The sequence below is a fragment of the Mucilaginibacter sp. SJ genome, from assembly GCF_028993635.1.
In the GTDB taxonomy this organism is placed as follows: domain Bacteria; phylum Bacteroidota; class Bacteroidia; order Sphingobacteriales; family Sphingobacteriaceae; genus Mucilaginibacter.
In genome coordinates this window covers 3,091,121-3,103,781 of the sequence record NZ_CP118631.1, presented here as the reverse complement: position 1 = coordinate 3,103,781, position 12,661 = coordinate 3,091,121, and the positions used below count along the sequence as shown (strand labels likewise).

At 44.9% G+C, this 12,661-nt stretch carries 9 protein-coding genes, 2 tRNA genes and 2 rRNA genes; 10 read left to right on the top strand and 3 right to left on the bottom strand.

Going from position 1 to position 12,661, the window contains the following annotated elements; genetic code table 11:
• Window positions 1-175: 175 nt before the first annotated feature.
• The 5 genes from MusilaSJ_RS12405 (at window position 176) to MusilaSJ_RS12385 (ending at window position 5,118) form a co-directional block, all read left to right on the top strand.
• Window positions 176-250 (top strand) — tRNA-Ile (locus tag MusilaSJ_RS12405).
• A gap of 98 nt (window positions 251-348) precedes the next feature.
• Window positions 349-425 (top strand) — tRNA-Ala (locus tag MusilaSJ_RS12400).
• Window positions 426-669: 244 nt separating this feature from the next.
• Window positions 670-3,549 (top strand): 23S ribosomal RNA (locus tag MusilaSJ_RS12395).
• Window positions 3,550-3,794: 245 nt separating this feature from the next.
• Window positions 3,795-3,906: ribosomal RNA gene (gene rrf, locus MusilaSJ_RS12390) — 5S ribosomal RNA — on the top strand.
• 378 nt (window positions 3,907-4,284) lie between these two features.
• Window positions 4,285-5,118 carry a glycine-rich domain-containing protein gene (locus MusilaSJ_RS12385; RefSeq protein WP_274990232.1) on the top strand — a complete coding sequence of 278 codons (834 nt, stop codon included), beginning with the start codon at window positions 4,285-4,287 and terminating at the stop codon, window positions 5,116-5,118.
• A gap of 9 nt (window positions 5,119-5,127) precedes the next feature.
• On the opposite strand, the gene MusilaSJ_RS12380 is transcribed toward MusilaSJ_RS12385, so the two are convergent.
• The 3 genes from MusilaSJ_RS12380 to MusilaSJ_RS12370 form a co-directional block, all read right to left on the bottom strand.
• Window positions 5,128-5,430 carry a response regulator gene (locus tag MusilaSJ_RS12380; protein WP_274990231.1) on the bottom strand — a complete coding sequence of 101 codons (303 nt, stop codon included), beginning with the start codon at window positions 5,428-5,430 and terminating at the stop codon, window positions 5,128-5,130.
• Window positions 5,431-5,434: 4 nt separating this feature from the next.
• Window positions 5,435-6,151 carry a pirin family protein gene (locus tag MusilaSJ_RS12375; protein WP_274990230.1) on the bottom strand — a complete coding sequence of 239 codons (717 nt, stop codon included), beginning with the start codon at window positions 6,149-6,151 and terminating at the stop codon, window positions 5,435-5,437.
• A 159-nt stretch (window positions 6,152-6,310) separates the two neighbouring features.
• Complete coding sequence (locus MusilaSJ_RS12370) at window positions 6,311-6,895, bottom strand: Crp/Fnr family transcriptional regulator (RefSeq protein ID WP_274990229.1); 585 nt, start codon at window positions 6,893-6,895, stop codon at window positions 6,311-6,313.
• Window positions 6,896-7,179: 284 nt separating this feature from the next.
• On the opposite strand from MusilaSJ_RS12370, the gene MusilaSJ_RS12365 reads away from it, so the two are divergent.
• From MusilaSJ_RS12365 to MusilaSJ_RS12345, 5 genes are read left to right on the top strand one after another with little or no spacing between them, the layout of a single operon-like run.
• Window positions 7,180-8,352, top strand: coding sequence for a glycoside hydrolase family 172 protein (locus MusilaSJ_RS12365; protein ID WP_274990228.1), 1,173 nt, complete (start codon window positions 7,180-7,182; stop codon window positions 8,350-8,352).
• Window positions 8,352-9,203, top strand: a complete 852-nt coding sequence (locus MusilaSJ_RS12360) for a fumarylacetoacetate hydrolase family protein (protein ID WP_274990227.1) — start codon at window positions 8,352-8,354, stop codon at window positions 9,201-9,203. The genes MusilaSJ_RS12365 and MusilaSJ_RS12360 overlap by 1 nt, the downstream gene beginning before the upstream one ends.
• Before the next feature lie 8 nt (window positions 9,204-9,211).
• Window positions 9,212-10,423: a DUF6786 family protein gene (locus tag MusilaSJ_RS12355; protein WP_274990226.1), complete on the top strand. Its 1,212-nt coding sequence runs from the start codon at window positions 9,212-9,214 to the stop codon at window positions 10,421-10,423.
• Between the two features lie 32 nt (window positions 10,424-10,455).
• Window positions 10,456-11,736 carry an L-fucose:H+ symporter permease gene (gene fucP, locus MusilaSJ_RS12350; RefSeq protein WP_274990225.1) on the top strand — a complete coding sequence of 427 codons (1,281 nt, stop codon included), beginning with the start codon at window positions 10,456-10,458 and terminating at the stop codon, window positions 11,734-11,736.
• 19 nt (window positions 11,737-11,755) lie between these two features.
• Window positions 11,756-12,544 (top strand): SDR family oxidoreductase, encoded by a 789-nt coding sequence (locus MusilaSJ_RS12345; protein ID WP_274990224.1) that lies wholly within the window; start codon window positions 11,756-11,758, stop codon window positions 12,542-12,544.
• The last annotated feature ends 117 nt before the right edge of the window (window positions 12,545-12,661 follow it).

Sequence of the window (12,661 nt, the reverse complement as noted above, 5' to 3'; positions counted from 1 at the left end):
ACATGATAATTTCTTAAAACACAAACAAAAAGACAAAAGGAAACCCAGAAGATGAAGCCATCTGTGGAATGTGCAAACGAAAGTAGGCACAGGACAAGTGGCAGTAAGCAGTGGCAGCAGCAGTAGGCAGAAAAGTCCTGCAAACTGCAACTGATAACTGCAACTAAAAACAAATAGTCCTGTAGCTCAGCTTGGTTAGAGCACTACACTGATAATGTAGGGGTCAGCAGTTCAAATCTGCTCGGGACTACAAGAGGCAATTAGCGAATTAGAGAATGAGTGAGTTAGTGAATTGAAAAGGATCACTAATTCAAAAAATCACTAAATCACTAATTGATCGCATCCTTCGGGGGATTAGCTCAGCTGGCTAGAGCACCTGCCTTGCACGCAGGGGGTCAACGGTTCGAATCCGTTATTCTCCACCAAGTATTCTACAGTAACTATAATATAGGTTACGCTACAGATGAAAACTAACGTTCTTTGACATATTGGAAGAAGTAATTGAAAACAAGAGAAAACAACAGATAGGAAGTTTTTTCAGTTCAATGGTTCATTAGTAAATTAGTTCATTGGTAGCAATACTGCTTGGACAAATGAACGAGTGAACAAATGAACGAATCAACTAACTAAAATAAAGACATACCTTGCGGCGCAAAAGGCGCAAGAGTAGAAGAAAGTAAGAAAGGGTACACGGGGGATGCCTTGGCTCTCAGAGGCGAAGAAGGACGTGATAAGCTGCGATAAGCTGCGGGGATTAGCAAATATGATTTGATCCGCAGATTTCCGAATGGGGAAACCTAGTTAGTTGAAGACTAACTGCATAAATGCGCTAACCTGCCGAACTGAAACATCTAAGTAAGCAGAGGAAGAGAAAACAAAAGTGATTTCCAGAGTAGTGGCGAGCGAAATGGAAGAAGCCCAAACCTATACTGTTACGGCAGTATGGGGGTTGTAGGACCACAACATGAATACTAAACAGAACCGGAACGGGGTGGGAAACCCGGCCATAGAGCATGAGAGCTGCGTACGGGTAATGAATAGTAGGATAGTGGTATCCTGAGTACCGCGAGGTCGGAGACGCCTTGTGGGAATTTGCCGGCACCATCCGGTAAGGCTAAATACTCCTGAGAGACCGATAGTGAACCAGTACCGTGAGGGAAAGGTGAAAAGAACCCCGAACAGGGGAGTGAAATAGAACCTGAAACCGTGTACTTACAAGCGGTCGGAGCAGAGTAATCTGTGACGGCGTGCCTTTTGCATAATGAGCCTACGAGTTACTCTTCCCTGGCAAGGTTAAGTGTTTAAGACACGGATCCGAAGCGAAAGCGAGTCTGAAAAGGGCGTATAGTCAGGGGAGGTAGACGCGAAACCTTGTGATCTACCCATGGGCAGGTTGAAGGTGCCGTAACAGGTACTGGAGGACCGAACCGATAAACGTTGAAAAGTTTCCGGATGACTTGTGGGTAGGGGTGAAAGGCTAATCAAACTGGGAAATAGCTCGTACTCCCCGAAATGTTTTTAGGAACAGCCTGGCGGTTGAGTTATAAAGAGGTAGAGCTACTAATTGGGTGCGGGGGAGTCAAATCCTACCAAATCCAGATAAACTCCGAATGCTTTATAATATACGCTGGAGTGAGGCTATGGGTGCTAAGGTCCATGGCCGAGAGGGAAAGAACCCAGACCATCAGCTAAGGTCCCTAAATTATTGCTAAGTTGAACTAACGAGGTCCGATTGCACAGACAGCTAGGATGTTGGCTTGGAAGCAGCCATTCATTTAAAGAGTGCGTAACAGCTCACTAGTCGAGCGATCGGGCATGGATAATAAACGGGCATCAAGCAGTATACCGAAGCTATGGATTCATATTAATATGACTGGTAGGGGAGCATTCTATTTGTCGGAGAAGCAGGAAGGTAACTGACTGTGGAGGGAATAGAAAAGCAAATGTAGGCATAAGTAACGATAAGGCGGGAGAGAAACCCGCCCACCGAAAGACTAAGGTTTCCTGATCAACGCTAATCGGATCAGGGTTAGTCGGGGCCTAAGGTGAAGCCGACAGGCGTAGCCGATGGACAACTGGTTAATATTCCAGTACTTTTTATTACTGCGATGCGGTGACGGAGTAGTGACACTGACGCGAACTGACGGAATAGTTCGTTAAAGGCTGTAGGTATAGAGTTTGTAGTTAAGTACGCAGACTTTGCTGAAAGCTGATAGTACACCGAATCTTCGGACAAGGTGATAGTTCAGGTAATCAGACTTCCAAGAAAACCCGCTAAGCTTCAGGTAATAAAAACCCGTACCGTAAACCGACACAGGTAGTCGAGGAGAGAATCCTAAGGTGCTCGAGTGAATCATGGCTAAGGAACTCGGCAAAATGGCCCTGTAACTTCGGGAGAAGGGGCGCTGGCAGCAATGTCAGCCGCAGTGAAAAGGCCCAGGCGACTGTTTAACAAAAACACATGGCTATGCAAAATCGCAAGATGACGTATATGGCCTGACACCTGCCCGGTGCTGGAAGGTTAAGAGGGGATGTTAGTCGCAAGGCGAAGCATTGAATCGAAGCCCCAGTAAACGGCGGCCGTAACTATAACGGTCCTAAGGTAGCGAAATTCCTTGTCGGGTAAGTTCCGACCTGCACGAATGGTGTAACGATCTGGGCGCTGTCTCAGCCATGAGCTCGGTGAAATTGTGGTATCGGTGAAGACGCCGGTTACCCGCAACGGGACGGAAAGACCCCATGCACCTTCACTATAGCTTAACATTGATATCGGATACAGGATGTGTAGGATAGGTGGGAGACTGTGATCCAGCTTCGCTAGGAGTTGGTTAGTCAACGTTGAAATACCACCCTTTCTGTATTTGGTGTCTAACTCTACGATGTGGAGAACATTGTTTGGCGGGTAGTTTGACTGGGGTGGTCGCCTCCAAAAAGGTAACGGAGGCTTTCAAAGGTAAGCTCAGTACGCTTGGTAACCGTACGCGGAGTGCAATAGCAAAAGCTTGCTTGACAGTGAGACAGACAAGTCGAGCTGGGTCGAAAGACGGATATAGTGATCCGGTGGTTCTGCATGGAAGGGCCATCGCTCAAAGGATAAAAGGTACGCTGGGGATAACAGGCTGATCTCCCCCAAGAGCTCATATCGACGGGGAGGTTTGGCACCTCGATGTCGGCTCGTCACATCCTGGGGCTGGAGAAGGTCCCAAGGGTTGAGCTGTTCGCTCATTAAAGTGGCACGCGAGCTGGGTTCAGAACGTCGCGAGACAGTTCGGTCCCTATCTGTTGTGGGCGCAGGAAGTTTGAGTGGGGCTGACCTTAGTACGAGAGGACCGGGTTGGACTAACCTCTGGTGAATCTGTTATGCCGCCAGGTGTACTGCAGAGTAGCTACGTTGGGAATAGATAAGCGCTGAAAGCATCTAAGTGCGAAACTAGCCACAAGATGAGACTTCCATAGAGGGTCGTAGGAGACTACTACGTTGATAGGTTACAGGTATAAAGGTGGTGACATCATAGCCGAGTAATACTAATTGCCCGAAGCTTTCTTCGTATCAGAGATCAGAGGTTAGAGATTAAGAGATTAGTCGCTACCTCTGATCCGCGAAAAAAACAGATAAACAACAATGATCTGTTGTTTTCTCTTAACTTCAATCACTTCTTTCAATAATATGTCATTGTTGAGCAAAAAGCTAAAGGCGTAAAGCTTAAAGCGGGGATGCGAAACAAATAAAATAATAAAAGAATTGGCAAAAAAGCTTTGAGCTTTCAGCCTTGAGCATTAAGCTCAAAAGAAATTCAGGTGCCTATATCGGCGGTGTCTACCTCTTCCCATTCCGAACAGAGAAGTCAAGCCCGCCAGAGCCGATGGTACTGCGGTAAAACGTGGGAGAGTAGGTCGGTGCCACCCTTTATCACTTTCAATAGTGCTACAAATGCAAAAGCCTTAGCTAATCACTAAGGCTTTTTGCGTTGATAGGCTTTTCAGTAGCCGCCCGAGCCAGTCCCGCAAAGACGCAAAGCAATGCGTTTACGCGGGTACACACTTTACAGAAAGCTAACTATTCTCCATTCTCTGTTCACCACTCACCTTAAAACCGCGTTAGGGATAGTAGCGGGTACCGGCCAATGTGCGTAAGGCCTGCAGGCGTATGAGCGCATAGCCCGGCCGCAGGCAACGCCCTGATAATTATCTTACAAGTGTAAATGAGAATTCAAAATCGAAGAGTGATGTCCCAATTTCTCATTTGATATTATTTTGCTAAATTTAAGCTATATACCTAAACATATGCTTACAGCAGAACAAGGCGTACTTTGGCAAAAGATCCTCGATTTTCAAATAGATGACCCGGATGCTGTTTTTAAATTTTCGGAACGGCTGGCGCGTGAGAATGGTTGGAGCAAAGATTATACTAATCGGGTGATCACAGAATATAAACGTTTTATCTTCCTTTGTTGCATAGCTGAAAATGGAGTTACCCCTTCTGATGCGGTTGACCAGGCCTGGCACCTGCATTTAACTTTTACAAAGTCGTACTGGGGAGATTTTTGCCGCGAAACACTTGGTAAAGAAATTCATCATAACCCGACTAAAGGGGGCAATAACGAAGCTTTAAAATATGATGGATTTTATACCGGTACTCATAAATTATATGAAAAAAGCTTTGCAGGTTCTCCGCCAGCTGATATATGGCCTATCAACCAAACGCGATTTTCTGAGATCAACTTTCAACGGGTAAATATGGATAGGTATTGGCTTATTCGTAAGCCTGGAGTCAGTAAAACCATCTGCACGGCATTAACGGTAGTAATAACCGGATTGATATTTATACAGGCATCCGACAATGAGATCTTTGCGCTGATCTTTTTAGGAGTTTTTATACTGATTGCTGCGTTTAGCTATAAAAAGAGAGGGCAGAATAGGGATGATAAAGGCGGTGCGAGCTGCAATTCAGCAAGTTGCGGTGCCGACGGAAATTTTCATTCCGGGCATCATGGTGATCATTCAGATCATTCGGGGAGTGGCTGTCACAGCGGAGGACATTCCGGTTGCGGGGGACACAGCGGCTGCGGCAGTGGTTGTTCGGGCTGCTCATCTTCAGGCTGTAGCGGTGGGGATTAATAGAAATGTCTATCTATCTAACGCCTCAAAGATCTCGGCACTTAACAACCCACTCCCTCCACCAAAATGCTGAACTATTTTAATGTTGGGTTTTTCGGCAAAAAAATATTCATTCAATTTATATTCCGATACCTCATCAACGCCGCCTCCTAATAACACCACTTTGAAATCCTGCGTGCTGAACGCCGCAATGGCTTCCTCATCGCTGAGGCAGCCGGTTGCGTTCCAGTCGGGATTATTATTCACTAATCTCACTACCGTAGCTAATATTTCGGGGTGACGGCCAACTACCAATATGTGAATTTTTTCCATGATCTTAAAATTTCATCGGTACATCTATCAGTAAAAATTCCGCATCGGTACCTGCTTCAATAGTGAACTTGTCGGTGTCCCAAATACCTAAAGCATCCCGGCTGTTCAATGTTTCTCCGTTGATATTTACTTCTCCGTTTAAAACAAATGCATAAACTCCGTTGCCCTCTTTCTTGAGGTTATATTCGGTACTAACCCCTTTGTCAAATTTGCCTAAATGAAACCACGCATCCTGGTGGATCCATACACCGGCATCATCCGGATTGGGAGATAATACCTGCTGTAATTTATTATGACGGTGTTCAAGATTTAATGAAATCTGATCGTAACGTGGTTCAACATTCCGTTTGTTGGGGTAAATCCAGATTTGAAGAAACTTAACTTCGCTGGTACGGTCAAAGTTGTATTCGCTATGAAAAATTCCGGTGCCGGCGCTCATAGCCTGGATATCTCCGTTTTTGATAACAGCTACATTGTTCATGCTGTCCTTATGCTCCAGATCACCCTCCAGCGGAATGGAGATAATCTCCATGTTATCATGCGGGTGTTTACCGAAACCCATACCCGGATCAACGGTGTCATCGTTCAACACCCTCAACGCGCCAAAGTTCATCCGTTGAGGATTGTAATAACCAGCAAAACTAAATGATTGGTAGCTGTGTAACCATCCGTGGTCTGCATGTCCGCGGGTGTTGGCTTTATGTAAAATGGTCTGTGCCATGGTGTGTTTCCTTTAAATTGTAATACAAAGTTAAAGGGACGTTGGTTGGCGGCACTTGATGTAGGTTAAGAAAATTGGAGAGTAGTTGATTAGGTGGGTGGAGAGTAGTTGTTTATTGCGTATAAAACCACTCTCTAATCAACCCAATCAACCATTCACCTATCTTTTCCTCACCATTTCGCTTTTCATCCGGCTAAAAAATTCGGGGGTTACACCGATATAAGATGCTATTTGTTTTTGCGGCAGATGATCAATTAAGGTGGGGTAGCGTTTACAAAAGTTATTGTAACGTTCTTCGGCAGTAAGGCTCAGGCTATCAATAAGGCGTTGCTGACTGGCTACCAGTGAGTTTTCGGTCAGGACCCGGAAAAAGTGTTCAAACTTAGGGATCTGTATATATAATTTTTCCTGGTTTGCTTTTGATAGCAACAGCACATCGGTATCTTCTAAAGCTTCGATATTCTGTATGCCTGGTTTCTGCGAAATGAGGCTGTACATGTCGGCAATCCACCAATCGGCAGGAGCAAAGCTGAGCACGTGTTCGATACCATTTTTATCTACCGTGTAGCCCCGTAAACAACCGGCCGTTACAAAAGCCGAATACTTGCACACTTCACCATAAGTTAGCAAAAACTGTTTGCGTTTTATTTTTTTAGGCTGTAAATAAGCCGTAAAAATTTCCTGTTCTTCGCGGGTTAAGTGGATGTGTTTTTCGAGATTGTTAAGTATCAGATTAAGCGGCATATGCAAAAATGTGGTTTATTTAGCTTATTTACCGAAGAATGGAGAATTAATCTATCCTGTTTTTTACAGGTACAGGGCAGTATTTAATAATTTTTAAAGTAGCTTTATCAACCGCAGGTAAGCCATGCCAAAATATGCGCATGTTATGCTTATAAAGCGGTATGGATAGCAAAAAATTATCAATATGATTGTGAATGGCTTTTTAACCGAGGCCTGAAGCATAAACAAATAAACCTGGAGCGCATTACCAATTACTGCGTTAAATGATTTTAAAGATAAGTTTTATGGTGAAAAATTATTTTTTAACGATCTGCCTGTGTGTTATTGTTGCTTCGTTTGTTAATGCGCAGCAAAAATTTAATGGTCTTGATGTTGGGCTCAGCAACCTTTATCGTACATCTGATGCCAAAACAAGATCTATCAGTCCGGAAAATTTTACCGGCGAAAAAGGTAAAGGTGGTATGGCCACAACAGGTACAGGCGCTAACGCATCCCGCGACTTAGGCCAGACCTGGAAAGTAAGCCCAAGCGTTGTCATCAAAAAACATACAACTTTTACCGTTGCCGAAATTAATGGATCGGGCGCTATTCAGCACATTTGGATGACCCCTACCGGTAACTGGCGCTATTCAATTATTCGTTTTTACTGGGACGATGAAACCACCCCATCAGTTGAGGTGCCCGTGGGCGATTTCTTTTGTATGGGATGGGGTAAATATGCACCGGTAAGTTCCCTCGCAGTGGCGGTTAATCCTGGCAGTGCATTTAATTGCTACTGGCCAATGCCGTTCCGAAAAAAATGCCGCATCACTATGGAAAACATCGACGATGCGGATATGGTGCTCTATTACCAGGTTGATTATACCCTGACCGATGTACCTGAAGATGCCGGGTATTTTCATGCGCAGTTTCGCAGGGTAAACCCACTGCCGTATAAAAAAGATTTTGTTTTGGTGGATAGCATTAAAGGCAAAGGACAATACGTCGGTACTTACATCGCTTATGGCTCAAATAAAAATGGCTGGTGGGGCGAAGGAGAGATCAAATTTTTTATGGATGGTGATACCAAATTCCCTACTATAAACGGAACCGGTACGGAGGACTATTTCTGCGGATCATATGATTTTGATACCCGCCACAAAGATGCCGATGGAAAGGAGAAGCCGGGTACCGAATACACCGAATTTTGCAGCCCCTATAGCGGCTTGCCACAGGTGATCCGTGGTGACGGGCATTACAATATTGCGCAACGTTTCGGCATGTACCGCTGGCATATCGTTGACCCCATTCGCTTTGAAAAAAGTTTAAAAGTTACCATACAAGCCTTAGGCTGGCGGCATGATGGCCGTTACATGCCCTTGCAGGATGATATCGCTTCAACCGTGTTTTGGTATCAAACCGGCGAACACGGCCCTTTCCCTAAATTTCCCTCAAAAGACGAACTGGAAGTAAACTAATGAAACTATACAAACTTGCCAAGGGCAGCCTATTGCAACATAACGGTTCATCATATATTATTGATGATGAATGGGACAAACTGATCAACAGGGATGGTTTAGCCGCTTACCTGGAATCGATCACTGCTGATACTACAGCTTTAAGCGCCGAGGTGGAGAATGAATATCTAAACGGCAAAATATTACCGCCGATTGGTACCCAGGAAGTATGGGCCGCCGGCGTAACTTATTTACGTAGCCGTGATGCCCGCATGGAGGAATCAGAAACAGGCGCGAGCTTATATGATAAGGTTTATGATGCGCCGCGCCCGGAGCTTTTTTTCAAAGCCCTTGCTCATCGGGTATCCGGGCATAACGGCGAGGTTTACATCCGCAAAGACTCGGAGTGGGACGTGCCGGAGCCTGAGCTTACACTATTTGTGAATAGCGATGGTAATATCCAGGGATATACCATTGGCAATGATATGAGCTCGCGGAGTATCGAGGGCGAAAATGCTTTGTACCTTCCGCAGGCTAAAGTTTATGAAAAAAGCGCCGCGCTTGGGCCATGCTTATATGTTACTTCATCGCCCATTCCCGGCGAAACGATGATCAGTATGAATATCAAACGCGATGGAAAGCTGGTTTTTGAAGATGAAACTACCGTATCGCGGATCAAACGCTCTTTTACCGAACTTACCGGCTATTTATATAGTGAATGTGATTTTCCTAACGGATGCTTTTTAATGACGGGCACCTGCCTGGTGCCCCCGCCAAGTTTTACTTTGCAAGCCGGCGATGTTGTGGAAATCAGTATTGACCATATCGGTACTATGGTAAATGTTATCGGTTTAAACCCTAAACATAAATAAGCAGTATCATGCAGCTTTTAAAAAAGTCATCATTAGTTTTGCTGATTGCCGGTTTGGCTGCATGCACTATGTATAAACCACCTGTAAAAAAAGGAAGTTTTGAATATGACGAGGAGTTTCTGCGGAAGAGGGACGATAGTCTGATAGTTTTAAGTGACGGTGGCTTAGGAATGGTTATGGTATCTCCAAAATATCAGGGCAAGGTATTTACATCAACAGCAGAAGGCTCTTTCGGTAAAAGTTTCGGTTGGATCAAATACGAAACTTTCGATCAGAAACAGCCCGACCCGCATATGAATGCCTTTGGCGGCGAAGATCGCCTGTGGCTTGGGCCGGAAGGCGGGCAATTCTCGCTTTTCTTTAAGCCCGGCACCAAAATGGAGTTTGCCAATTGGCATACGCCGGCTGCTGTTGATAATGAAAGCTGGGAACTCGTTTCAGCTTCGGATAAAAAGGTATCGATGAGCAAAAGCACGCATCTGCAAAATTATGCCGGTGCCGAATTATCAATAAAGCTGGAGCGGGATGTGGAGATCATGGAGCCAAAAGCTATACAGCAGGTACTTGGTATTGATGCCGACACATCGGTAAAGGCAGTAGGCTTCAATACGCTGAATACTATCATAAATACAGGTGATAAGGCCTGGGATAAAATAACCGGTGCGCCATGCCTTTGGAATTTAGATATGTTTACCCCGTCGCCAAAAGTGGTGATCGTAGTGCCATATAATGAAAGTGCTACCGGTAAAATAGCTACTACCAATTATTTTGGCGAGATCCCGAAAGACAGGATCACTTATAAAAACGGCATTCTGCTGTTTAAGGCCGATGGCAAAAGCAGGGGGAAATTAGGTATTCCTCCTCATCGGGCAAAAAATATGGCCGGTAGCTATGATGCAGAGAACGATGTTTTAACCATAACTATGTTTGATGTGGATAGCACAGCATCCTACCTAAACCAGGAATGGAAAACAGATACTGCGCCTTACAGCGGCGACGCGGTAAATGCTTATAACGATGGCCCACTGGCCGATGGTAAGCAAATGGGGCCTTTTTATGAGATAGAAAGCGTATCACCCGCCGCCTTCCTGAAACCGGGCGAAAAGCTTACACATAAACATAGCGTATTCCATTTTACCGGTAATAAAGCCGCATTAAACAAAATAGCATTAAAAACACTGGGGATTTCACTGGATGGTATTTCAGCAGCATTTAAATAACAGATCAATATATAATCAACCAATAAACACTAATGTCAAAAAACAACGCCCTGGTAGCAGTCGCATTAATCACTTCCCTGTTTTTTATCTGGGGATTCGCGCTCAATCTTAACCCAATCTTAATTCCGCACTTAAAAAAAGCCTGCCAGCTTAATGACCTGCAATCATCACTTATCGATTCAGCATCTTATATAGCTTATTTCATATTACCTATCCCGGCCGCGCAGTTCATGAAAAAATATGGCTATAAGGGCGGGATCATCTTAGGTTTGATACTTTTTTCAACAGGAGCATTCCTGTTTTTCCCTGCTGCTGCGGTGCGCAACTATTCGTTCTTTTTAGCAGCGTTATTCATCGTATTTTCGGGAGCGGCCTTTTTGGAAACAGCCGCTAATCCCTATATAACGGTATTAGGTGACCCGGCTGGGGCTGAAAGAAGGATCAACTTTTCACAATCATTTAACGGATTGGCTGCCACCTTAGCTCCGCTTATTGGGGGTAAATATATTTTATCGGGCAAAGTATTAACAGATGCGGAATCAAGCAAAATGTCGCCCGAGCAGCTGAATGAATATCTTAATCATGAAGCATCGTCTGTACAAATTCCTTTTGTGGTAATTGGCGCAGTGGTGCTTGTAGTTGCATTCTTAATTTATCGTACGCACTTCCCGCCAATTGTTGAAGAAACCAGTGAGGAGGCAGTTAACGACAATCGTTCGCTTGGTGTAAGGATAGGCGAGCTGTTGCACGTGAAAAGTTTAAGGGCCGGTATCTTTGCAGAGTTTTTATATGTAGGGGCACAGGCTGGTATAAGCAGTTTCTTTATCCGCTATTCAGAAAAAGTAGCCGGATTTGCTGAAAAACCAGCTTCTTTTTACCTCACTATAGCTTCTGCGGGTTTCATGGCAGGCAGGTTTATTGGTACATTACTCATGCGTTATTTTAACCCGGTTAAACTGCTCATCACTTATGCGATTATTAACATTTTCCTGATAGCTATGGCGGTAACGCTAAAAGGCGAAGTGGCTGTTTACGCGTTAATGTGTACCTGGTTCTTCATGTCGATCATGTTCCCAACTATTTTCTCGTTAAGTATCCGTGGCTTGGGCGCTAAAACCAAACTCGGTTCATCATTGGTGATCATGGGGATTGTGGGGGGGGCTATATTCCCGGTGATCATGGGTAGGGTATCTGACGCTACACATAACATCCAGATGGCTTATATAGTACCGGGCTTTTGTTTCCTGGGCATTTTAATATTTGCCATCAATAATCACAAAGTTAAGAAGCTGGTAATGGCCGGCAGTCATTAATATATCTATCATACTAAAAATGAATTTACAACTTACAGATAAGGTAATTATAGTTACCGGAGGCGCCAAGGGCATAGGCGAGGGCATAGTGAAGGTGTTAGCTGCTGAAGGGGCTATCCCGGTTATAATAGGTCGCGGAGAGGCTGATAACCTGAAAACGGTTGAAGCTGTCGAGGTTGCAGGCCACAGGGCATACCAGGTGGTAGCCGAACTTACTGATCCTAAAGCATGCGAAAACGCGGTGAATGAAGTTATAGCCAAATTTAGCCGTATCGACGGATTGGTAAACAACGCCGGTGTTAACGATGGGGTTGGCCTGGAAAGCGGTGATTATGAAGGGTTCATGGCCTCTCTGCATAAGAACGTGGTGCATTATTACCTGATGGCGCATCATGCCCTGCCCGAGCTAAAAAAATCAAAAGGCGCTATCCTGAACATTACCTCAAAAACTGCCGATACCGGTCAGGGGCATACTTCAGGTTACGCGGCATCAAACGGTGGCCGTAACGCGCTTACCCGCGAATGGGCGGTTGAGCTTTTGAAATACGGTATCCGTGTAAACGCGCTGGTAGTGGCCGAATGCTGGACACCGCTTTACGCCAACTGGATCAAAACCCTGCCCGACCCGGAAGCCAAGCTGAAGGAGATCGAATCAAAAATTCCGCTGGGTAACCGGATGACCACCGCCGAGGAAATTGCCAATACCGTGGCGTTTTTATTGTCGCCGGTATCAAGCCATACCACCGGTCAGCTAATTTATGTTGATGGCGGTTATGTACATTTGGACAGGGCGCTGGCGAATGCATAGTTTTAAGCACGCGAAGGCGCTAAGACGCAAAGGCTTTTTGATAAAGAAATAGATGAAGAAATATTTGAAGTTGAAACAAGTTCTGGTGGCAAATTTTTAACCCAGATTGTATAAACG

Coding starts and splice junctions, on each gene's coding strand:
- MusilaSJ_RS12385 (WP_274990232.1), top strand. CDS start 4,285: ATGCTTACAGCAGAACAAGGCGTACTTTGGCAAAAGATCCTCGATTTT.
- MusilaSJ_RS12380 (WP_274990231.1), bottom strand. CDS start 5,430: ATGGAAAAAATTCACATATTGGTAGTTGGCCGTCACCCCGAAATATTA.
- MusilaSJ_RS12375 (WP_274990230.1), bottom strand. CDS start 6,151: ATGGCACAGACCATTTTACATAAAGCCAACACCCGCGGACATGCAGAC.
- MusilaSJ_RS12370 (WP_274990229.1), bottom strand. CDS start 6,895: ATGCCGCTTAATCTGATACTTAACAATCTCGAAAAACACATCCACTTA.
- MusilaSJ_RS12365 (WP_274990228.1), top strand. CDS start 7,180: ATGGTGAAAAATTATTTTTTAACGATCTGCCTGTGTGTTATTGTTGCT.
- MusilaSJ_RS12360 (WP_274990227.1), top strand. CDS start 8,352: ATGAAACTATACAAACTTGCCAAGGGCAGCCTATTGCAACATAACGGT.
- MusilaSJ_RS12355 (WP_274990226.1), top strand. CDS start 9,212: ATGCAGCTTTTAAAAAAGTCATCATTAGTTTTGCTGATTGCCGGTTTG.
- fucP (WP_274990225.1), top strand. CDS start 10,456: ATGTCAAAAAACAACGCCCTGGTAGCAGTCGCATTAATCACTTCCCTG.
- MusilaSJ_RS12345 (WP_274990224.1), top strand. CDS start 11,756: ATGAATTTACAACTTACAGATAAGGTAATTATAGTTACCGGAGGCGCC.